The sequence below is a fragment of the Microbacterium sp. BWT-B31 genome (genome assembly GCF_041379855.1).
Classification (GTDB): Bacteria; Actinomycetota; Actinomycetes; order Actinomycetales; family Microbacteriaceae; genus Microbacterium.
The window spans coordinates 354,768-374,137 of record NZ_JBFECU010000001.1 but is presented as its reverse complement, the minus strand read 5'-3'; the positions used below and the strand labels follow the sequence as shown (position 1 = coordinate 374,137).

Annotated in this window: 15 protein-coding genes; 4 read left to right on the top strand and 11 right to left on the bottom strand. The window is 71.7% G+C overall.

Going from position 1 to position 19,370, the window contains the following annotated elements:
• Positions 1-32 precede the first annotated feature (32 nt).
• The 3 genes from AB1K54_RS01605 (at position 33) to AB1K54_RS01595 (ending at position 5,529) form a co-directional block, all read left to right on the top strand.
• Positions 33-2,033, top strand: a complete 2,001-nt coding sequence (locus AB1K54_RS01605; protein ID WP_371200944.1) for an Hsp70 family protein — start codon at positions 33-35, stop codon at positions 2,031-2,033.
• Positions 2,034-2,066: 33 nt separating this feature from the next.
• Positions 2,067-4,610 carry a LuxR C-terminal-related transcriptional regulator gene (locus AB1K54_RS01600; RefSeq protein ID WP_371200943.1) on the top strand — a complete coding sequence of 848 codons (2,544 nt, stop codon included), beginning with the start codon at positions 2,067-2,069 and terminating at the stop codon, positions 4,608-4,610.
• A 103-nt stretch (positions 4,611-4,713) separates the two neighbouring features.
• Positions 4,714-5,529: an IniB N-terminal domain-containing protein gene (locus AB1K54_RS01595; RefSeq protein ID WP_371200942.1), complete on the top strand. Its 816-nt coding sequence runs from the start codon at positions 4,714-4,716 to the stop codon at positions 5,527-5,529.
• Positions 5,530-6,139: 610 nt separating this feature from the next.
• On the opposite strand, the gene AB1K54_RS01590 is transcribed toward AB1K54_RS01595, so the two are convergent.
• The 3 genes from AB1K54_RS01590 to AB1K54_RS01580 form a co-directional block, all read right to left on the bottom strand.
• Positions 6,140-7,762 (bottom strand): dynamin family protein, encoded by a 1,623-nt coding sequence (locus tag AB1K54_RS01590; RefSeq protein ID WP_371200941.1) that lies wholly within the window; start codon positions 7,760-7,762, stop codon positions 6,140-6,142.
• Positions 7,759-9,669 (bottom strand): dynamin family protein, encoded by a 1,911-nt coding sequence (locus AB1K54_RS01585; RefSeq protein ID WP_371200940.1) that lies wholly within the window; start codon positions 9,667-9,669, stop codon positions 7,759-7,761. Before AB1K54_RS01585 ends, AB1K54_RS01590 begins: the two co-directional genes overlap by 4 nt.
• A 102-nt stretch (positions 9,670-9,771) precedes the next feature.
• The gene (locus tag AB1K54_RS01580; protein ID WP_371200939.1) at positions 9,772-11,046 is read right to left on the bottom strand and encodes a hypothetical protein; all 1,275 of its coding nucleotides are present in this window, start codon (positions 11,044-11,046) and stop codon (positions 9,772-9,774) included.
• Positions 11,047-11,218: 172 nt separating this feature from the next.
• On the opposite strand from AB1K54_RS01580, the gene AB1K54_RS01575 reads away from it, so the two are divergent.
• A complete protein-coding gene (locus tag AB1K54_RS01575) occupies positions 11,219-12,421 on the top strand; it encodes an SAM-dependent methyltransferase (protein ID WP_371200938.1) in 1,203 nt (400 codons plus the stop codon).
• 17 nt (positions 12,422-12,438) lie between these two features.
• Here AB1K54_RS01575 and AB1K54_RS01570 read toward each other — a convergent pair whose 3' ends face one another.
• The 8 genes from AB1K54_RS01570 to glmS form a co-directional block, all read right to left on the bottom strand.
• Positions 12,439-12,936, bottom strand: coding sequence for a hypothetical protein (locus tag AB1K54_RS01570; RefSeq protein WP_371200937.1), 498 nt, complete (start codon positions 12,934-12,936; stop codon positions 12,439-12,441).
• A complete protein-coding gene (tsaD, locus tag AB1K54_RS01565; protein ID WP_371201153.1) occupies positions 12,933-14,018 on the bottom strand; it encodes a tRNA (adenosine(37)-N6)-threonylcarbamoyltransferase complex transferase subunit TsaD in 1,086 nt (361 codons plus the stop codon). The genes AB1K54_RS01570 and tsaD overlap by 4 nt, the downstream gene beginning before the upstream one ends.
• On the bottom strand, positions 14,009-14,506 hold the full coding sequence (gene rimI, locus AB1K54_RS01560) for a ribosomal protein S18-alanine N-acetyltransferase (protein ID WP_371200936.1): 498 nt from the start codon (positions 14,504-14,506) through the stop codon (positions 14,009-14,011). Before rimI ends, tsaD begins: the two co-directional genes overlap by 10 nt.
• Positions 14,503-15,150: a tRNA (adenosine(37)-N6)-threonylcarbamoyltransferase complex dimerization subunit type 1 TsaB gene (gene tsaB, locus AB1K54_RS01555; protein ID WP_371200935.1), complete on the bottom strand. Its 648-nt coding sequence runs from the start codon at positions 15,148-15,150 to the stop codon at positions 14,503-14,505. Before tsaB ends, rimI begins: the two co-directional genes overlap by 4 nt.
• 54 nt (positions 15,151-15,204) lie before the next feature.
• Positions 15,205-15,714, bottom strand: a complete 510-nt coding sequence (tsaE, locus tag AB1K54_RS01550) for a tRNA (adenosine(37)-N6)-threonylcarbamoyltransferase complex ATPase subunit type 1 TsaE (protein ID WP_371200934.1) — start codon at positions 15,712-15,714, stop codon at positions 15,205-15,207.
• A 115-nt stretch (positions 15,715-15,829) separates the two neighbouring features.
• Positions 15,830-16,951, bottom strand: a complete 1,122-nt coding sequence (alr, locus tag AB1K54_RS01545; protein WP_371200933.1) for an alanine racemase — start codon at positions 16,949-16,951, stop codon at positions 15,830-15,832.
• Positions 16,948-17,304: a holo-ACP synthase gene (locus tag AB1K54_RS01540; protein WP_371200932.1), complete on the bottom strand. Its 357-nt coding sequence runs from the start codon at positions 17,302-17,304 to the stop codon at positions 16,948-16,950. Before AB1K54_RS01540 ends, alr begins: the two co-directional genes overlap by 4 nt.
• Positions 17,305-17,431: 127 nt before the next feature.
• The gene (gene glmS, locus AB1K54_RS01535) at positions 17,432-19,285 is read right to left on the bottom strand and encodes a glutamine--fructose-6-phosphate transaminase (isomerizing) (protein ID WP_371200931.1); all 1,854 of its coding nucleotides are present in this window, start codon (positions 19,283-19,285) and stop codon (positions 17,432-17,434) included.
• Positions 19,286-19,370: the final 85 nt, after the last annotated feature.

Sequence of the window (19,370 nt, the reverse complement as noted above, 5' to 3'; positions counted from 1 at the left end):
ATGGTCGCTGAGGCGGGCTTGGGGAAGCACACATGTCAGACTTGGTGCAATTCGACATGTCTGGCTCGTGGGAACACGTCATCGCCATCGACGTGGGCACGAGCCGGATCGCCGCGGCCACTGCTCGGCTCGGCCCTGACGGCACGGTGGTGGCCGCCTCCTTTCCGCTCGGCCGTCGTGGCGACACCGTCGCCACCGTCGTGTTCATCACCGAGGACGGCGACCTGCTGTGCGGGGACGCGGCCGAAAGGCGCGGCATCACCCAGCCGGACCGGCTCGCACGCGAGTTCAAGCGCAGCATCGGCGATCCGGTGCCCCTGCACATCGGCGGGTACGCGATCACGCCCGAGAAGCTCTACGCCGAGACGGTCGCGAGCGTCGTCGCGCAGGTCTCCGAGCGCGAGCAGCAGCCTCCGGCACGCGTCATCCTGACGCATCCGACGACCTGGGGCGACCACCGCCTCGGTCTGGTGAGCGCCGCGCTGCTGGAGGCGGGCGTCGACGAGTTCGGGTTCATCACCGAACCCGAGGCGGCAGCCCGCCACTACGAGGCGACGCGAAGTCTCGCACCCGGCGAGACCCTCGCCGTCTACGACCTCGGCGGCGGCACCTTCGACTGCGCGGTGCTGCGCAAGGAGGCAGACGGCTCGTTCACCCTCGCCGGACGCGCCGCGGGCATCGAGAACCTGGGCGGGGCGGACTTCGACGGCGCGGTGCTGCGCCATGTGCTGGCATCCGTCGACGCGGACCTCGGCTCGGTGGATGCCGCCGACTCCGCGTCACGACTCGCGCTGGCCCAGCTGCAGCGGGAGTGCATCGACGCGAAGGAAGCGCTCTCGTTCGACTCGGACGCCACGATCCCCGTCGTGACCGGCTCGGACCGGACGTCGGTGCGGCTGACCCGAAGCGAATTCGAATCGATGATCGACGACTGGATCGACCGCACGCTCGACGTGCTCGAGAAGGCGTTCGACGACGCCCGCGTCGACCCCGAGGACCTCGCGTCGATCCTGCTCATCGGCGGCTCGTCGCGCATTCCGCGCGTCGCCCAGCGCGTCTCGGAGAGATTCGACCGGCCGATCGCTATCGACGCCGACCCCAAATCGTCGATCGCGCTCGGCGCCGCGCGCAGCGGCCTGCTGCAGGTGCAGGAGGAGCGGATCGGGTTCCTCGTGCCACTGGCCCCGGGCGCGGCGGCCGCGTTCGAGTCGACCGGCGGCGAACTGGTGCTCGCCAGCGGCGCCCCGGCCCCGGCGCCCCTGCCCATCGCGCCCCCGAAGCGCAACCGCTGGTACCCGGTCGCCCTCGCGGGAGGATCGCTCGCCGTCGCAGGCGCGCTCGTGCTGGGCGGCGCCGTCGTCGCCGGCGCCCCCCAGCAGACCGGCGGCATGTTCGCCGAGGCCCTCGACGCGGCCACGCCCGCACCGTCGGCGGAAGGCTCCGCGCCCGTCGACGCGCCTGCGGCCGATGCTCCCGCCCAGCCGCAGGATCAGGCGGCTCCGCCGATCGAGCGCAGTTCCCCGTCCGCGCCGGCCAATCCCCGCCGCGAAGTCGCAGAGACGCGCACCGAGGCCGCCGCCGAACGGCCCGCGGCCCGACCGACCACGAACCCGCAGGGCCCCGGGGGCACCTCGCCGAGCCAGCAGCACGCGAGCGAAGACGACGACAGCGGTCACTCGCAGCCGAGTCATCCGCCGACAAAGCCGAGTCAGCAGCCGAGTCATCCGCCGACCGAACCGAGCCAGCAGCCGAGCGAGCCCGCCGAGGAGCCGAGCCAGGAGCCGAGCGAAGAACCCAGCCAGGAGCCGAGCCAGGAGCCGAGCCAGGAGCCGAGCCAGGAGCCGAGCGAAGAACCCAGCGAGGAACCCAGCCAGGAGCCGAGCCAGGAGCCGAGCGAAGAACCCAGCGAAGAACCCAGCCAGGAACCCAGCGAAGAACCCAGCCAGGAGCCGAGCGAAGAACCCAGCCAAGAACCCAGCGAAGCGCCGGCAGATCCGCAGCCCGATCCCACCGATCCCGGCCTGCCCGTGTGACGCACGCCGCCGCCCACACCTGATCCCATGCCCATGTCGCCTCGATCCGCCATTCCGCGCCTCGCCGTTCAGCACTCGCGCGCGACGCTCGACGCGGTCATCGCGTCCGACGCGCCGACTCGCGCGTTCATCGTGGGCAACGCCGGCTCCGGCAAGTCCGCGCTGATCGGCGAACTGCACGCCCTGCTGTCCGCGCGCGGCGCGGAGGTGGAGGTGCTCGCCGACCAGCCAGACCCCGCCGCCGTCCCGCCCTCGACGGTCCTGCTCGTCGACGACCTGCAGCTGCTTGCCGCCGACCGGCTCGCCGCTGTGGCCGCGCGGGCGAGCGACCCGCACGCAGGGCTCGTCGTCGCCGCCCGCCCCTGGCCGCGCAGCGACGCGGCACGGGCGGTGTCGTGCGACCTCGAGCGCAGTCATCCGCCGATCGTGCTCGGACACGTCTCGCGATCCGACCTGCGCGCGCACCTTGAGGAACGGGGCCAGGCGATGTCGCCCGCGTGCGTCGAGCACGTGCTCGAGTTCACCGAGGGCGTCGCATGGCTGGTGGAGGCATCGGTCGACCTTCACGACGACCGCGAGTGCGCCGACGACCCCCAGCACACGGCGCTGCGGCACGTGCTGGAGGAGCGCATCGCGCACCGCGTCGACGTCGTGAGCGCGCAGCTGCGCCTCGGCCTGCAACAGCTCAGCCTCGGACAGTTCGGCCCGAGCGGTCAGACGGGGGCCGACCTCCCCCTGACCGACGACTTCGTCGCCGAGGCGTACTCCGAGGGGCTGCTGCTTCGCAACGGCCGGCCCGTGCCGCTGGTGAGCGCCGCCGTGCGCGCGACGATCCCGGTGCAGCGGCTCGCCGACACGTCGGAGGAGTCCGCGAAGGCGATCGCGCTGTCGCTTGCGGCCGACCCCGACCACCGCGAGTGGATCGACGGGATCATCGACCCGCGCATCGGCGACACGCTGATCGCGCACGCCGATCGCGTGCTCGACACCGACCCGCAGCGGGCCGCGAGCCTCTACCGCGCCGCGGTCGAAGTCGGCGCCGACCCCGCTGAGGTGGCGGCCCGGCAGGCGCGCGCGGCATGGGCCGTCGGCGATCTGGATGCCGCCGCCACGCTGCTCGACGCGGCTTTGCGGGCTCCGCGTGCCGACGACGGCGACCTCGTCGCCGACACCGCCGCCGCTGCGTGGGCGGCGCGGGGGATGATGTCGTCCGGATCGGGGGTGTACCGCGCTCTGCCTCCTCTCAGCGCAGAGTCCAAGACCAAGGCGATGCTCACCGACGTCGGGGTGGGCAGCCGCGAGACTCTCGCCTCCGATCCGGATGCCTCGATCGGCCTGTCCACGCTGACGGTGTCCATGCAGCTGCTCGATCGCGGGCTGCGCGCGACGCTCACGGCGAACTGGTCGCCCAGCGGCGTCACCGATCTCGTGCGGGCGTCGGAGCTGTATTCGGCGTCGCCTGCGACGATGCCCATCCCGGAGCTTCCCGCCGTGCTCGCGGCGATCGCGGCGGTCGGCTCGGGCGACCTCGAGACGGCGTACGACACCGTCGATGCCGCGATCGGCAGCGATCAGGGCGGGCAGTGGGCGCGCCCCCGCCTGCTGCTGTGGAAGGCGTGGATCGAGGTGCAGCGCGAGCGCCCGGTCGATGCCCGCGCGGCGCTCGAGGCGGCTCTGGAGGCGACGGCGACCCTGTCGCCGAGGGACGAGTTCCTGCTGCAGTCGATCCGGGTCGCGATCGCCCGCCGGTACGACGACCTCGCGGGCCTGACCGCCGTGTGGCAGCGGGCGCGGGGGGCGCTGCGCCACGTCGAGATGGATCTCTACCTGTTCCTGCCGCTCACCGAGGTCGTCTCGGCCGCGGCGCGCGTGGGCGACACCCCGCTGGTCGAGCCGCACTTCGCGCACGCGCTGCGGATCGCGACGGCGCTGGGCCCCGTCCCCCTGTGGACGACCCACCTGCACTGGGCAGGCATCCAGCAGGGCATCCTGCTCAACCAGCCCGAGTCCCTCGCTCCGCACGCCCGCGCGCTGGTGGCCGCCGCCGCGCACAGCCGCGTCGCCGAGACGATGGCGCAGGCGGGCCGGGTGTGGACCTCGGTGCTGGCCGGCTCGGTCGATCCCGACGCCGTGGAGTCGGCCGCACGCGCGCTCGCCACCGCCGGCCTCGCGTGGGACGGCGCGAGGCTCGCCGGCCACGGCGCCGGACGCACCGACGACCGGCGCGTGTCGGCACGCCTGCTCTCGTGCGCGCGCGAACTGCACCCGCGCGAGAGCAGGAGCGAGTCCGTGCACGCCGATTCGCCGGCGGATGCCTCGGCCGCCGCATCCGCAGGTCTCGGCCCTGCGCTCAGCGAGCGCGAGCGCGACGTCGCCCGCCTGGTGCTGCAGGGCAAGACCTATGCCGAGATCGGCGCGGCCATCTTCATCTCGCCGCGCACCGCCGAGCACCACATCGCGCACATCCGCCGGCGCCTGGGCGCGACATCGCGCTCGGACCTCATCGCGAAGCTGCGTGTCGCCATCGGACCGGTCTTCGATGCGACACCTGTCGTCGCCGCCGGCGGTGCACGGTGAACCCCCGTACACCGCCAGGGGATATCGGGATGAACCCCGATGACCCGACCCAGGTCACCTGCCTAGGCTCGACCTGCGCCTTCACCGTAATGGGAGTCGACACATGACTGCACCGCTGGCCACGATCGCCGAAGCGCTGATCGAGTTCATCCTCAGCCTTCTGCGCGATCCCGATGCCGCCCAAGAGCTCAACGACGATCCTGAGCAGGTCCTCGCCCGCAAGGGGCTGACCACGGCGTGCGCCGATGACGTCCGCGCCGTGGCCCCTGTGGTCATCGATCGGCCCGACGTCTCACCGCGCTCGGTCTCGCCGCAGCCGCGGGATACGAACCCGAACCCGAACCCGAACCCGACGTCGATCGATCCGCGCGACCCCACTCCGCAGCAGGTGGCGCGCGAGATCATGAGCATCGTCAACAACTTCTCGTTCGACAACCGCACCACCATCGTGGACCAGTCGGTCAACCAGAGCATCTGGGCCGAGGGCGATGTCACGCAGGTGTTCGATCAAGAGGCGATCGTGGCCACCGGCGACCAGGCGATCGCCGCAGGCGACGACGCCGTCTCGGACCAGTCCGACACGAACGTCGCGGTCGGCGACGTCGCGATCGGCAACACCGACACGACCACGACGATCGACGGGTCCTTCAACGAGGGCGCGCCGCCCGAACAGGGCGATGCGCAGGAGGCGACGGCCGAGGCGACGGCCGCCGATCCCACCGCCGCCGACGCGGTCGAAGCCGTCCAGGACGCCATCGACGCACTGCCGGCGACGATAGAGGAGTCGGTCGAGGAGCCGGTCGAGGAGGAGCAGGGCGTGCCGCCGGAGCCTGTCGCATCCGACCCCGAGGACTCGTTCGACGACACGGCGCCGGTCGAGCTCGAAGCACCGCCGGAACCGGAGTTCGACGAGCAGTAGACACTCGACAGCAAGGGCGCCCCCACTCGTGGCAGACAACCAGACTCCCCCCACCTCGCGCGCTCCGAAGTCCCGCGCGCCGCGGGCCCCGGGGCCCAGACTCCCCGCGCCCTCCGACGCGTTGGCGGCGATGCCTCCGCCGCGCCCCGGAACGATGGTCCCGCGTCCGGCGCCCGCGGCGCCCGCTCCGTCCGCCCCCGCGGCCACCGCCGCGGACCGAGAGCACGCCCGCCCGCAGCGCCCGGCGCTGGCCAGCCCGAACAGCGCTCCCGTGCTCGTGAAGCTGCCGCCGCCGGCATCCGTGCGCATCAGCCAGCTGCTGTGGGCGCTGAGCTTCGCGGCGGGGGCGCTGGCGATCGTCTATTTCTTCATCATCCGCGAAAAGCAGCTGCCGCTGATCACCGAGGCCGTTCGCGCGGTGAGCGCCGGCCGCCCCGATGCCACGTACGAGTCCGCGGCCGACATCATCTACTGGTCGGCGTTCGGCCTCATGGTGGCGGTGCTGGGCGTGCAGATCACGCTGCTGGTGTCGTTCATGAGCAGGCGTCCGCAGATCCGCTGGTGGCAGCTGGGCACGGTGATCGCGCAGTGGATCTTCTACGCGATCGCGCTAGAGCTCACCGCGGGCGGAGAGGACGGAGTGTTCCTGCGGCAGACCCTCACCGTGCAGGGGATGTTCGCCGTGCTCGCCCTGCTGATGAGCACCTTCCCCGCGGCCTTGGCCTGGACCGCCCGCAAGCACGACGTGCGGCGTGGGCCGGTCGTCACCGGCGACTTCTGACGCGATCGCCTCGAGGCTGCGGATGACGACCCGGCAGATGTCGGCGGTGGCGCGATCGGTCAGCGGCGACTGACCGCGCGCCCGCCACCGCCCCAGCTCGCTCTCGACCAACGCGCGCACCTCTTCGCGCGACGTGGACTCCGCAAGGCCGAGGCGGCTGCGCGCCGAGACGCCGTCGCCGCCGATGCGGCGCGCGACATCGTCGGCGTCGGCGGGCGGGAGCGGATGCCTCGACGTGCGGATCTGCGACAGCAGCGCCAGCTCGCGCAGCGGGTGGGACGAGGACTGCAGGCGCTCGATGCCGGCGAGGATCTCGCGCGCCCCGTCATGCGGCCGATCGGCGACGAGCTCCTCGAGGGCGTGGATCACGCCGCGCACTTTGAGCGCGACCGCCCGCGAGCGGAAGTGCAGCCGCACGAACCCGGTCAGATCGGTCAGGCCGCTTTGCTGCACCAGGCGCTCGGCGAGTTCGGTCGAGTCGCGCACGCCGCCGCGGATGAGCGCCGTGGCCAGGCGCACCCCGAAGATGCCGAACCTGCCCAGCAGCTCCCGCCGGGTCTGCTCGGACTGCGTGGTGGTGTCGGTGGGGCGCGCGAACCGGTCGGCCGAGACGAGCAGCCGCTCGCGGTCGCGCCGGTCGAGCGCCGCCAGCTCCCGCAGCGCCGCGAACTCACCCTCGCGCAGCGTCCGCCCGCCTTCGGCGAGCAGCCCCGCGACCGGCAGCACCGCCAGGGCGAGCGAGGCAAGCTCGCCGTCGCTCTCGTACCGCCGGGCGACGTTGCCCGCCGACAGCAGCGAGTCGATGCGACCCGACCCGATCTCGTCGGCGCGTGAGAGCACCGCAACGGCGTTGACGGTCTCGGATGCCCCCGCCGCCGTGTCGCGGAAGCTCTCGAGGAACCGCACGTCGGAGGCGTGCAGGTGGCGCAGCAGGTAGACGATCGCGTCGGCGGACGACGGCGAGCGCTCCGGCAGCAGGAACATGGTCGACCGTGCCGAGACATCCTGTGACAGCGACGCGATGCCCGGGGTGTCGATGAGGATCATCGAGGTGAGCGCTCCGGAGGGCCAGCCGACATCGATCCAGTCGATCTCCTCGGGGGCGAAGCCGGCGAGGTCGAGCACCAGATGCCCGTCGTCGCGGCGCACGGGGAGCCGGTGGGGCGCCCCCTCGTGCGGGTGCAGGGTGATCGACGGGGTGGCGGCATACCGGTACCAGGTCACCACCCGCGTGCACTCCCCCGCGTCGGTCGGGGCGATCTGCTCGCCGAGGATCGCGTTCAGGAGCGTCGACTTGCCCGCCTTCACCATGCCCGCCAGCGCCAGGCGCAGGGGCTCGTGGATGCGCCGGTCGAGGTCGGCGAGGATCGACATCGCATCGTCGTCGTCGGCATAGGTCCGCTGGGCAAGCCGAACCAGCTCGCCGGCGTCCTCGAGGACTCCGGCGGTCATCGCCGGATCGCCTCCCGAACCCGCGCAGGCGGAAGGGCGGGAACGCGCGCGCGCACCTGCTCGAGCACCCGCAGCTGCTCGAGCAGCTGCTTCTTGCGGTTCTCCCGGTCGGTCGAGAACGTGCCCGCCGCCTGCTTGGCCGCCAGCACCGCTTCCGACAGCGACCGGTGCAGCTCGTCGGCGATGCTCGTGAAGTGGTCGCGCGCGGTGCGCTGGACGATGCGCAGACGGTCCTTCAGCTGCTTGCCGACCTGGAAGGTGACCTCGTCGATGTGGCGGCGCACGAGGTTCTTCGCCTCGAACTGCCGTCGCGTCAGCCGCGCGCTCATGTCCTCGCGGTATGCGCGCCGTCCGACGAGGATTCCCGCCAGCAGCGAGAACGGATTGATCAGCGACAGCCCGATCAGGCCGGTCGCCAGCCCGACCATGAGCACGCCGCCGTACGAGCCGCGCACACCGATGTAGATCCGCTCGCCGGCGCTCATGGTGCCGGCATCCAGCTCGGAGATCTCCTCGATCGGGTCGAGCACGCCCTCGGTGTCGCCGACGGCGATCACAGGCAGTTCGGTCTGGCCTTCGCTGAACAGCTCCGCGACCTCTTCGGCGAGCCACCGCGAGCGCTCGTCGGTCCACACGAACGTCTCGGAGACGGCCGCGGCGATCCGCTGGTCGAGCCACTCGGTGATCTGGTCCCAGATGGGCCCGGGGTCGCCCTCTTCGATCGCCGCCTCAGCCTCGCGCTGCACCTTGCGCAGGCGATCGCGGATGTCGTGCTCCATGTCGGAGATGAGGTCGGCGACCCCGTCGTTCAGGGTGACCTGCCAGCGCGAGGCGCGGCCGCGGAACTCCTCGGCGCGCGCCTTCGCGTCTTCGAGCGCGGCGATCAGGCGCGGAGTGTCCTCGGGGTGCAGGAGCGCGTCGAGCTCGGAGCGCACCGCGATGGTGAGCTGCTCGGCGACCGAGGTCAGGTCGTGCACGGCCCCGCGCACGTTGATCAGCTCGCCGCGCTCGAGCACGTCCCGCCGCAGGTGGGCCACCAGCGCGGGAAACCCGGACTCCTCGTTGAGGTCGCGGTCCTGCTGTTCCGCCGCGATCAGGCGCAGATCGCTCGACACCGAGAACACGGGCACCTCGCCGATGTCGCCCAGGTGCCCCCTGTCGATCGTCTCGATCGTGCGCCACTGCGGGTACAGGTCGGTCTTGGCGATGATCGCCGCGACGTTCGGCGAGAGCCGCAGCGCATGCTTGAGAAACTGCACCTCGGGTTCGGTGTACTCCTGCGAGGCATCCGACACGAGAAGCACCGCGTGCGCCGACGAGAGGGCGGCCAGCGTCGCGAGCGAGTTCGTGGACTCGAGCCCGCCGACTCCGGGAGAATCGATCAGCTTCAGGCCGCCGCGGAGGATCTCGCGGGGCAGCAGCACCTCGGCGCCGACCAGCTTCTGCTCGTTGCCGGGGTTGCCGCGCTCCGACACGAAGTGCGCGATCTCGTCGATCGGGACCGGCTGGCGGGTGACGCTCGGCGTGCCTGGACCTTCGCCCTCCTCGCCGTGGCGCATGATGAGCCAGGCCTGCGGCTGGTCGCCGTAGCCGACCGAGGTCGGCACGCTCGTGGCGATGTCGTCGTCGACCGGGCAGACCGGGGCGTTGACGAGCGCGTTGATGAGCTTGCTCTTGCCCTTCTTGAACTCACCGACCACCACCACCCGGATGTTCGGGTCGCGCAGCCGCTCCTGCGTCTGCTCGAGGCGCGAGGCGAGGTCGGCGCGACCGTTCGACAGCGCGACGCCCTTCATCGCGTCGACGACCGGCACGAGCTCGCCCGGCTTGCGCGGCGCCACCTCGGGCGCACCCGACGACTCCGGCTGATTCGCCATACCCGCCCCCACTTCGCGGTACCGACTCACCCCGTCACAGACTACGACCAAACACCCGATCGCACACCACGTGCCCGGCCGTTCCGAGAACGGTCGGGCACGTGCTTCGCGAGAAGGGTGCGATGACGAGGATCAGAAGTCGATCTCGCTCTCACCGCCGGTGGTGGCGCCGTTCGGGCTGAACAGGTTGCCGCTGTTCTCCCATTCCTCGCTGTTGTCGAACGTGTTGTCGATCTCGCTCGTGAACGAGTCGTCGACGTCGACGTCCAGGTCGGTCTCGTCGTTGAACGAGTCCTCGAAGTCCGTCTCCGTCTCGTTGAACGAGTCGTCGAACTCCGTGTCGATGTCGGTGTCGGTGTCGTTGAACGAGTCGTCGAACTCCGTGTCGATGTCGGTCTCGATGTCCCAGTTCGTGGACTCGTCGTTGAACGAGTCGTTGATCTCGCTCTCGAGCGAGGTGTTGCCGATGGAGATGTCGCCGATGGAGATGTCGATGTCGGTGTCGACGAGCGTGCCGTCGTCACCGGCCGCGACCGATCCGTCGCCGCTGGCGACGACCGCCGAAGCCTCGAACTCCTGGTCGACGTCGCCGAAGCCCGTCGAGATGTTCTGGCTGATGGACTGGTCGAGGATCGTCGAGCGATTGTCGACGGTGAGCTCCAGGTTGAAGTCGTCCGCAGCGCCGGCGACCGCGCCGCCGATGAGACCGCCGAGGTTGATGTCACCGAAGCCGGTGTTGTACTGGCGCATGCCCACCGAGACGGAGTTGTCGTTGAGCGTCTGGGACTCGTCGTGGTAGTTGAACGAGTCCTCGATGTGGGTCGAGTTGTCGTCGTTGTCGTTGAACGAGTCGTCGTTGTCGACGTCGACGTCCACGTCGGTCTCGTTGTACGAGTCCTCGTTGTCGATGTCGGTCTCCTCGTTGTACGAGTCCTCGTTGTCGACGTCCACGTCGGTGTCGTTGAACGAGTCGTCGTTGTCGACGTCCACGTCGGTCTCGTTGAACGAGTCGTCGTTGTCGACATCGGTCTCCTCGTTGAAGGAGTCTTCGACCAGGACGGCGGTGTTGGTCGAGTTGTTCTCGGAGTTGTCGTTGAGCGAGTCCTCGAGATCCACGTCCACGTCGGTCTCGTTGAACGAGTCGTCGTTGTCGATGTCGGTCTCCTCGTTGTAGGAGTCCTCGTTGTCGACGTCTACGTCGGTCTCGTTGAACGAGTCGTCGAGATCCACGTCCACGTCGGTGTCGTTGTACGAGTCGTCGTTGCCGATGTCCTCGGCATCCACATCGACGTCGGTGTCGACATCGGTGTCGTTGAACGAGTCGTCGACATCGACCTCGTTGTCCACTTCGTTGCCGACGTTGCTGTCTTCTACGTCATCGAACTCGGCATCTTCGAAATCAGCCATTGTCCTTGCTCCTTCAGGGCGAGACGCCGGGTCCGGCGTGTTGGTTCGAGTGTGGTGGTGCGCGCCCTGCGCGGCATCGGTGGCGAGCCCGCATCCTGTTCAGGGCCTGCCCGGGGTGCGATAGGGGTTCGACGGGGGGTTTCCCGGGGGATCCACGCCGTAGGCTCGGCTCGTGGATCTCGCAGAACTGCACGCGCTGCTCACCCCCGAGAGCCTGCGGCTGCTCGACTCCCTGGCTCCTGTCGACTCGACGGCGGATGTCGCGGCAGCCGTGACGCGGCTGCGCCGAGAGGGCCACTCCCCCGACCTCGTGTCGGCCGTAGTGGGTCAGGCACGGCTGCGCCAGCGCGCGCAGGTCAAGTTCGGCCAGTTCGCCGCGCGCATGCTGTTCACCCGCGCCGGTCTCGAGCAGGCCACGCGCCTCTCGGTCGCCGCCGCGCACGCGGGGCGCTTCCGTGATGCCGGTGTGGAGTCGGTCGCCGACCTCGGCTGCGGCATCGGAGGCGACGCGCTGGGAATGGCGGGCCTGGGGCTGCGCGTCGAGGCAGTCGACGCCGACGAGGTCACCGCGGCGATCGCCGCGTTCAACCTGGCGCCGTTCGGCGATCAGGTGTCGGTGCGGCAGGGGACGGCCGAGGCATCCGATCTGTCGTCCACAGACGCGGTGTGGCTCGACCCGGCCCGCCGCACGGCCGGCCACGGCGAGACCTCGCGCACGCGCCCCGAGGACTGGTCACCGTCGCTGGAGTGGGCCTTCGACCTGGCTGGACGCGTTCCGACGGGCATCAAGCTCGGGCCGGGGCTGGACCGCGGCCTCATCCCCGACGGACTCGAAGCCCAGTGGGTGAGCGCCGACGGCTCCACGATCGAGCTCGTGCTGTGGTCGGGGCGCCTCGCGCGCGAGGGCGTGCGGCGGGCGGCGCTGGTGCTCCGCGGCTCCGGCCCCGACGGCGCGCGTGCGCACGAGCTGACGGCTGCGGCCGATGCCCCGGACGAGCCCGTGCGCGAGCTCGGCGCGTTCCTGCACGAGCCCGACGGGGCGGTGATCCGCGCGCGGCTGATCGGCGATGTCGCCCGGTCGCTTCAGGCGGGCATGCTCGACGAGCACATCGCCTACCTCACATCGGACGCGGCGCTCACAAGCCCGTTCGTGTCGTCGTTCCGCGTGCTCGATGAGCTGCCCACCGGAACGAAGGAGCTCTCCCGGGCGCTGCGCGACCGGGGCGTGGGCACCCTCGAGATCAAGAAGCGGGGGGTGGATGTCGACCCCGCCGCCTACCGCGCGGCGCTGAAGCTGCGCGGACCCGAGTCGGCGACGCTGTTCCTCACGCGAGTGGGCTCGCGGCGCCGGGCGATCCTCGCCGAGCGGGTCTGAGCCGCGCGGCCCGGCAGTCAGCCCAGCAGCCCCGCCTGCCCGGCCGCGTACCACAGCCACCCCGCGCTGTAGAGCACCGACAGCGCGCCCAGGGTGATCGCCCAGACCGACATCTGCGTGCTCTCGAGCGGGCGCCGCACGGCGATGACGCCGGTGACGACGCCGACCACGCCGATCGGAAACCCCCACCCGACCACGAACGACAGCACTAGGCCGATGATCGCGCACGCCAGAGCCCACCCGGCGAGGCCGCGCTGGGGCGGGGCGGGCGTGGGCGCCCACGGGTCGTGCGAGTCCTGCGGGTCGTGCGAGTCCTGCGAGTCCTGCGGGTCGTGCGACTCGGGGCGATGATCGACAGGCGCGGTCGGCAGACGCGAGAACCCGCCGCGGTGCTCGCCGGGAAGGCGGGATGCCTCGCCCACGGGCCCCAGACCCGGCGAGGCCGCGCTCACCGTGACGTCCGGCGCCGTGGAGGGCGGCGCATCCGGCATCTCGGCGTCTCGCGGCTCGGTCACGGGGCCTCCTCTGCCACCTGGATCTCTGTCACCGGCAGCGTCGAGTCCGCGCCGAAGGCGAGGGTCGAGGGGCGCCGGCCCGACACGATGAGCTCAGACGCGAGCGCCGCGATCATCGCGCCGTTGTCGGTGCACAGCGACAGCGGCGGAATGCGCACGGTCACACCCGCCGCCTCGGCGCGTGCGAGGGCGGTCTCGCGCAGGCGCCGGTTGGCGACGACCCCTCCGCCCAGGAGCAGTCGCGGCACGTCGTGCTCTCGGCAGGCGGCGAGCGCCTTGGTCACGAGCACATCGACGACGGCCTCGCGAAACGACGCGGCGACGTCGGGGACCGACACCGGGTCGCCCGCCGCCTCGCGCTGCTCGACATAGCGGGCGACCGCGGTCTTGAGCCCCGAGAACGAGAAGTCGTAGCGGTGGTCGGCGAGGTCGCTTGCGCGCGAGAGCCCGCGCGGGAACGCGATCGCCGCGGGGTCGCCGGGCGCACCCGTCGCCCCGTCGGCGGCACGATCGATCTCGGGCCCGCCCGGGTAGGGCAGGCCGAGCAGGCGCGCCACCTTGTCGAACGCCTCGCCGGCGGCGTCGTCCATCGTCTCGCCGAGCATCTCGACGTCGGTCGTCAGGTCGCGCACCAGCAGCAGCGACGTGTGCCCGCCCGACACCAGCAGCGCCACGGTGGGGTACTCGAGGGGCGGGGCATCCGCGTCGAGGATATCGGCCGCGATGTGCCCGACGAGGTGGTTCACCGCGTAGAGGGGCTTGCCCAGCGACACGGCGAGCGCCTTGGCCGCCCCGACGCCGACCATGAGGGCGCCGGCGAGCCCCGGACCGCTCGTGACGGCGACCGCGTCGAGGTCGTCGAGCCGCACCCGCGCCTCGGCGAGCGCCGCCTCGATCGAGGGCTGTAGCGCCTCGAGGTGGGCCCGCGCGGCGACCTCGGGCACGACGCCGCCGTAGCGCGCGTGCTCGTCCATCGAGCTCGCGATGGTGTTCGAGAGCAGGGTGCGACCGCGCACGATGCCGATGCCGGTCTCGTCGCAGCTGGTCTCGATGCCGAGCACGAGGGGTGCGCTCACGTGCAGGCTCCTGCCTCGTCGGGCGACGGCTCGCGCGCGCTCGCCCACGCGCGCAGGCCGAGCCGCATGATGATCGCGTCGACGTCGTCGGGCTGGTAGTAGCGCGGGCGCCGTGCGATCTCGACGAAGCCCTCCGACGCGTACAGCGCCTGGGCGACCGGGTTGTCGGCACGCACCTCGAGGAACACCTCGCTCGCTCCGCGCGCGGACGCCTCGACCAGGAGCGCCTCGAGGATCGCGCGGCCGCGCCCGCGGCCGCGGAAGGCCGAACAGATCGCGATCGTCTGGATGTCGGCATCCGCCGCCCCGCGCACCGCGCGCAGCCCCGCGTACCCGACGAGCACCCCCGCCTCGATGTCGACGACGTACCAGCCGTGCGGGGACTCGAGCTCGGCGCGCATGGACGCCTCGGACCACGCGTCGCGCGGGAACGACGCCCTCTCGAGCGCCATGATCGCGTCGAGGTCGGAGGCGGTGGCGGGGCGCAGCGTCACTGGCTCACCCGCTTCGGCCCGGCCGAGACGGTCACGTCGGGCGCGCGCAGGTAGAGCGCGTCGTCGGGACCGATCACGCGGCCGGCGGCATCGGCGCGGGCCGCGGCCAGCGCGATCATCGCCGCAGGGATCGCGGCGGCGTCGCGGCGAACGGCGCCGGCGGCGGCGAGCACCGCGTCGATCTCGTCGCGCGGCGCGAGCGCCGGGCCCGAGGCCCGCACCGGCAGCCCGTCGTCGTCGAGACCCTCGTACACCGTGTAGGCGAACTCGCGCCGACGCGCGTCGGTGACGACCGCGAAGCGGCCCGGGTCGTCGTCGCGCACCGCCGCGTCGAGCAGCAGCGCGAGCGCGACCGCGTCGTGGCTCACGACCGGAACGAACCGGATGCCGCGACCCAGCGCGAACGCACGCGCCGCGGCGATGCCCACGCGCAGGCCGGTGAACGGACCCGGGCCCATTCCCGCGGCGACCGACCCGATGTCAGCGGGGGTGGCGGATGCCTCAGCCAGCGCGTGCTCGATCAGCGAGCCGATCACCTCGGCGTGCCCGCGCGGGTCGGGGCTCTCGACCTGAGAGCGCACGACGCCGTCCGGCTCGATCACGGAGACGGCCGTGCCGAGGGAGGTGTCGATGCCGAGGATCACGTGTTCCAGGGTAGTAGGCGGGCGGCGCCCCTCACCCCTCCGCACGGGCCGCGGCTACGGACGCCGCGACACCGTCACCAGGCGCGGGGCGTTGGCATCGAGCTCCTGCGCGTAGGGGCCCGCCGTGCCGCACGCGTTGTCGAGACCGGTGCCGCCCCACTCGCGGTCGAGCTCGATCTCCCACCAGCGGTCGCGTTCGAGCACGTCGACGATCCCGCGACCCCACTCCACGATCGTGACCGAGCGGTCCAGGTCGAGGTCGAGGTCGTCCAGTTCGGCCGCCGAGCCCAGACGGTAGGCGTCGACGTGCACGAGCGGCGCACCGCCGACGAGCGACGGGTGCGTTCGGGCGATCACGAACGTGGGGCTCTGCACGGGCCCGCGCACCCCCATGCCCGCGCCGATGCCGCGCGTGAGGGTGGTCTTTCCGGCGCCGAGCGCGCCCGTCAGCACGACGAGGTCGCCGCCGCGCAGCATCCGCCCGATCTGTTCGCCGAAGGCGTGCATCGCCTCGGGCGAGTCGATCTCGCGCTGCCCGATCAGCTCGTCGATTCCGCTCACCATGACCCTCCCGCGTGAAACTCCTGCCAAATCGCGCGCCGGCCCCGAGCAATCCCCGCGAAAGCGCCTCTGCCGCCCGGATCACACGAGTTGCGCACACCGCACGCCCCCGGCCCGCTCATGAGCCCACCCCGAGCCGCGGCACGCGCGGGCCGATGCGCGTGACGATCTCGTAGTTGATGGTGCCGGCCGCCGCAGCCCACTCGTCGGCCGACGGAACGCCGAGGGTCGGGTCGCCGAACAGCACGACCTCGTCGCCGACCGAGACCGCAGTGTCGCCGACGTCGACGACGAACTGGTCCATCGCGATGCGGCCCGCGACGGTGAATCGGCGCCCGGCGATCGACACCGGCCCGGTGCCCGATGCGTGTCGCGGCACGCCGTCGGCGTAGCCGACCGGCACGAGCGCGAGCGTCGTCTCGCGCTGGGCGCGGTGGTCGTAGCCGTACGAAACCCCCTGCCCCGCCGGCACGCGCCGCACCGCGGCGACCGCGGCCCGCAGCGTCATCGCGGGGCGCAGGCCCAGGTCGGCCGAGGTGCGGTCCGAAAACGGCGACAGCCCGTACATGCCGATGCCGATGCGCACGCAGCCGAGCCGCGCCTCGGGCAGATCGATGGCGGCGTGCGTGGCGGCGATGTGGCGCAGGGGCGGCGCGAGACCCGCGGATGCCGCGGCCCCCGACGCGTCGAGGAACTGCCGCACCGCGGCCCGGTCGGCGTCGGGCGACGCGTTGGACAGGTGACTGAACAGCGCCACGACGCGGATGCGGCCGATGCGCTCGAGGCGTGCCGCCTCGGCGAACACGCGCCCGCAGTCCTCGGGCGGGATGCCGTTGCGCCCGAGTCCGGTCTCGAGCTTGAGGTGAACGCTCACGGGATGCCCGGCCGATGCCGCGGCCGCCTTCTGCAGCTGCTCGAAGCTCGAGATCCCGAGCTCGATCCGCGCGGACGCCGCCTGCGCGAACGACTCGTCAGGGGCGTGCAGCCACGCCACGATCGGCGCGTCGATGCCCGCGCGCCGCAGCGCCAGCCCCTCGGCGATGTCGGCGACGCCGAGCCGGGCGGCGCCGCCGGCGAGCGCTGCGGCCGCCGTGCGCGCCGCACCGTGGCCGTAGCCGTCGGCCTTCACGACCGCGATGACCTCGGAATCTGTCAGCCGGCGCAGGTGGCGCACGTTGTCGGCGATCGCGTCCGTGTCGATGCGCGCCTCGCGGAACGTGCCCGTCGGCAGGCGCGTCACGGCGCGGCCTCCGCCACGACGTAGGCGGTCGCAAGGCCCGCGTCGTGCGAGAGCGAGAGGTGAACGGCGGTGATGCCGCGCTCTGTGACGACCGCCGCGGTCGTTCCCGAGAGCGAGAACAGGGGCCGCCCGGATGCCTCGCGCGTGACCTCGATGTCGGTCCAGTGCACCCCGTCCGAGCCGCCGAGCGCCTTGATCAGCGCCTCCTTCGCGGCGAAGCGCGCCGCGAGCGAATGCAGCGGAAGCGTCTGCTCCGCGGCGGCGAAGAGCCGCTGCCGCAACCGCGGAGTGCGCTCGAGGGCACGCTCGAAGCGCGGGATGTCGACGAGGTCGACGCCGATCCCGACGATCATCGGCCCTCCGTTCACGCCGCGGTCGCGGCATCCGTCACCCTATCGCGCCCGTGGGGAGGCGTCCTTTTCTCGTGCCGAGGAACAAGCTGCGTGCGGTGGGAGCACGCGGGGGCGCGGGCGGATGCCTCTACTCGACGGTGACCGACTTGGCGAGGTTGCGCGGCTGGTCGACGTCGAGCCCCTTCGACGTGGCCAGGCCCATCGCGAAGATGTGCAGCGGCACGACGCCGAGCACGGGGCCGAACAGCGGGCCGGCGAGGGGAATGTGCAGCACCTCGTCCGAGATGGGCAGCACCGCGGCATCGCCCTCTTCGGCCACGGCGATGACGCGGGCGCCGCGCGCGTGGATCTCGCGGATGTTCGACACCACCTTGGAGTGCAGCAGCGCCGACTCGCGCGGCGACGGCACGATCACGAACACGGGCTGACCGGGCTCGATGAGCGCGATCGGGCCGTGCTTGAGCTCGCCTGCGGCAAAGCCCTCGGCGTGGATGTACGAGATCTCTTTGAGTTTGAGGGCGCCCTCGAGCGCGATCGGGTACCCGACGTGACGGCCGAGGAACAGCACCGAGCGGGTGTCGGCCATCCAGTGCGCGAACTGCTCGATGCGCGACTGGTCGGTGTCGAGGATGTGCTGGATCTTCGCCGGCAGCGCCTCGAGCTCGAGCACCTGCTGCGCGATCTCGGTCGCCGACAGGGTGCCGCGAACGCTCGCGATGTGCAGGGCCAGCAGGTAGAGCGCTGTGATCTGCGCGACGAACGCCTTCGTCGAGGCGACGGCGACCTCGGGCCCGGCGTGGGTGTAGACGATCGCGTCGGATTCGCGCGGGATGGTCGCGCCCTGCGTGTTGCAGATCGACAGCGTCTTCGCGCCGCGCTCGCGCGCGTACTTGACGGCCATCAGGGTGTCCATGGTCTCGCCGGACTGGCTGATCGAGACGACGAGCGTGTCGGGGCCGATCACGGGGTCGCGGTAGTGGAACTCGTGCGCGAGGTCGACGTCGACCGGCACGCGCGCCCACTGCTCGAGCGCGTACTTGCCCACCATGCCCGCGTACGCGGCGGTGCCGGCGGCGATCACGACGATGCGCGAGATGTCGCGGAACAGTTCGTCGAGGCCGTCGAGTTCGGGGATGGCGACGGCGCCGTCGCGGATGCGGCCGCGCAGCGTGTTCGCGACGGCCTCGGGCTCTTCGGAGACCTCCTTCGCCATGAACGACGGCCAGCCGCCCTTCTCGGCGGCAGTGGCATCCCATGTCACCTCGAACGGCTCGACCTCGACCGCGTTGCCGGCGAAGTCGGTCACCTCGACCCCCGAAGGGGTGATCGCGACGATCTCGTCCTGCCCGATCGCCAGGGCGCTGCGGGTGTGCTCGACGAAGGCGGCGACATCCGACGCGAGGAAGTTCTCGCCCTCGCCGATGCCGATCACGAGCGGCGAGTTGCGCCGTGCGCCGACGACGAGTCCGGGGTGGTCCTGGTGCACGGCCAGGAGCGTGAACGCTCCTTCGAGCCGGTTGACGGTGGTGCGGAACGCCTCGACGAGGTCGCCGCCGTTCGCCCGGTACTCGCGGCCGAGGAGGACCGCTGCGACCTCGGTGTCGGTCTCGCTGCGGAACGCGTAGCCCTTCGAGATCAGGTCGCCCTTGAGAGAGGCGTAGTTCTCGACGATGCCGTTGTGGATCACGGCGAGCCTGTCGTCGTCGGCGAGGTGCGGGTGGGCGTTCGCGTCGGTGGGGCCGCCGTGCGTGGCCCACCGCGTGTGGCCGATGCCGGTGGTGCCGTCGGGCAGCGCGTGCGCCTTCAGATCGTCGCGCAGGGCGTTCAGCTTGCCGGCCTTCTTGCGCATGCCCAGGTGCCCGCCGTCGTCGATCACGGCGATTCCCGCCGAGTCGTAGCCGCGGTACTCAAGACGGGCAAGACCGGCGATCAGGATCGCCTCGCTCTGCCGCGGGCCCACGTATCCGACGATTCCACACATGCGGTCAATCGTAAGCGGTGCGGGTTTGGGAGGGCTCCGAACGAACCCTTCGCCCCAGATCAGGCCGAGAATCGGATGCCACGGA

Excerpts from the sequence above, each read along its gene's own strand:
- AB1K54_RS01605 (WP_371200944.1), top strand. The coding sequence starts at position 33 with ATGTCAGACTTGGTGCAATTCGACATGTCTGGCTCGTGGGAACACGTC.
- AB1K54_RS01600 (WP_371200943.1), top strand. The coding sequence starts at position 2,067 with ATGTCGCCTCGATCCGCCATTCCGCGCCTCGCCGTTCAGCACTCGCGC.
- AB1K54_RS01595 (WP_371200942.1), top strand. The coding sequence starts at position 4,714 with ATGACTGCACCGCTGGCCACGATCGCCGAAGCGCTGATCGAGTTCATC.
- AB1K54_RS01590 (WP_371200941.1), bottom strand. The coding sequence starts at position 7,762 with ATGACCGCCGGAGTCCTCGAGGACGCCGGCGAGCTGGTTCGGCTTGCC.
- AB1K54_RS01580 (WP_371200939.1), bottom strand. The coding sequence starts at position 11,046 with ATGGCTGATTTCGAAGATGCCGAGTTCGATGACGTAGAAGACAGCAAC.
- tsaE (WP_371200934.1), bottom strand. The coding sequence starts at position 15,714 with ATGGTGAGCGGAATCGACGAGCTGATCGGGCAGCGCGAGATCGACTCG.
- AB1K54_RS01540 (WP_371200932.1), bottom strand. The coding sequence starts at position 17,304 with ATGATCGTCGGGATCGGCGTCGACCTCGTCGACATCCCGCGCTTCGAG.
- glmS (WP_371200931.1), bottom strand. The coding sequence starts at position 19,285 with ATGTGTGGAATCGTCGGATACGTGGGCCCGCGGCAGAGCGAGGCGATC.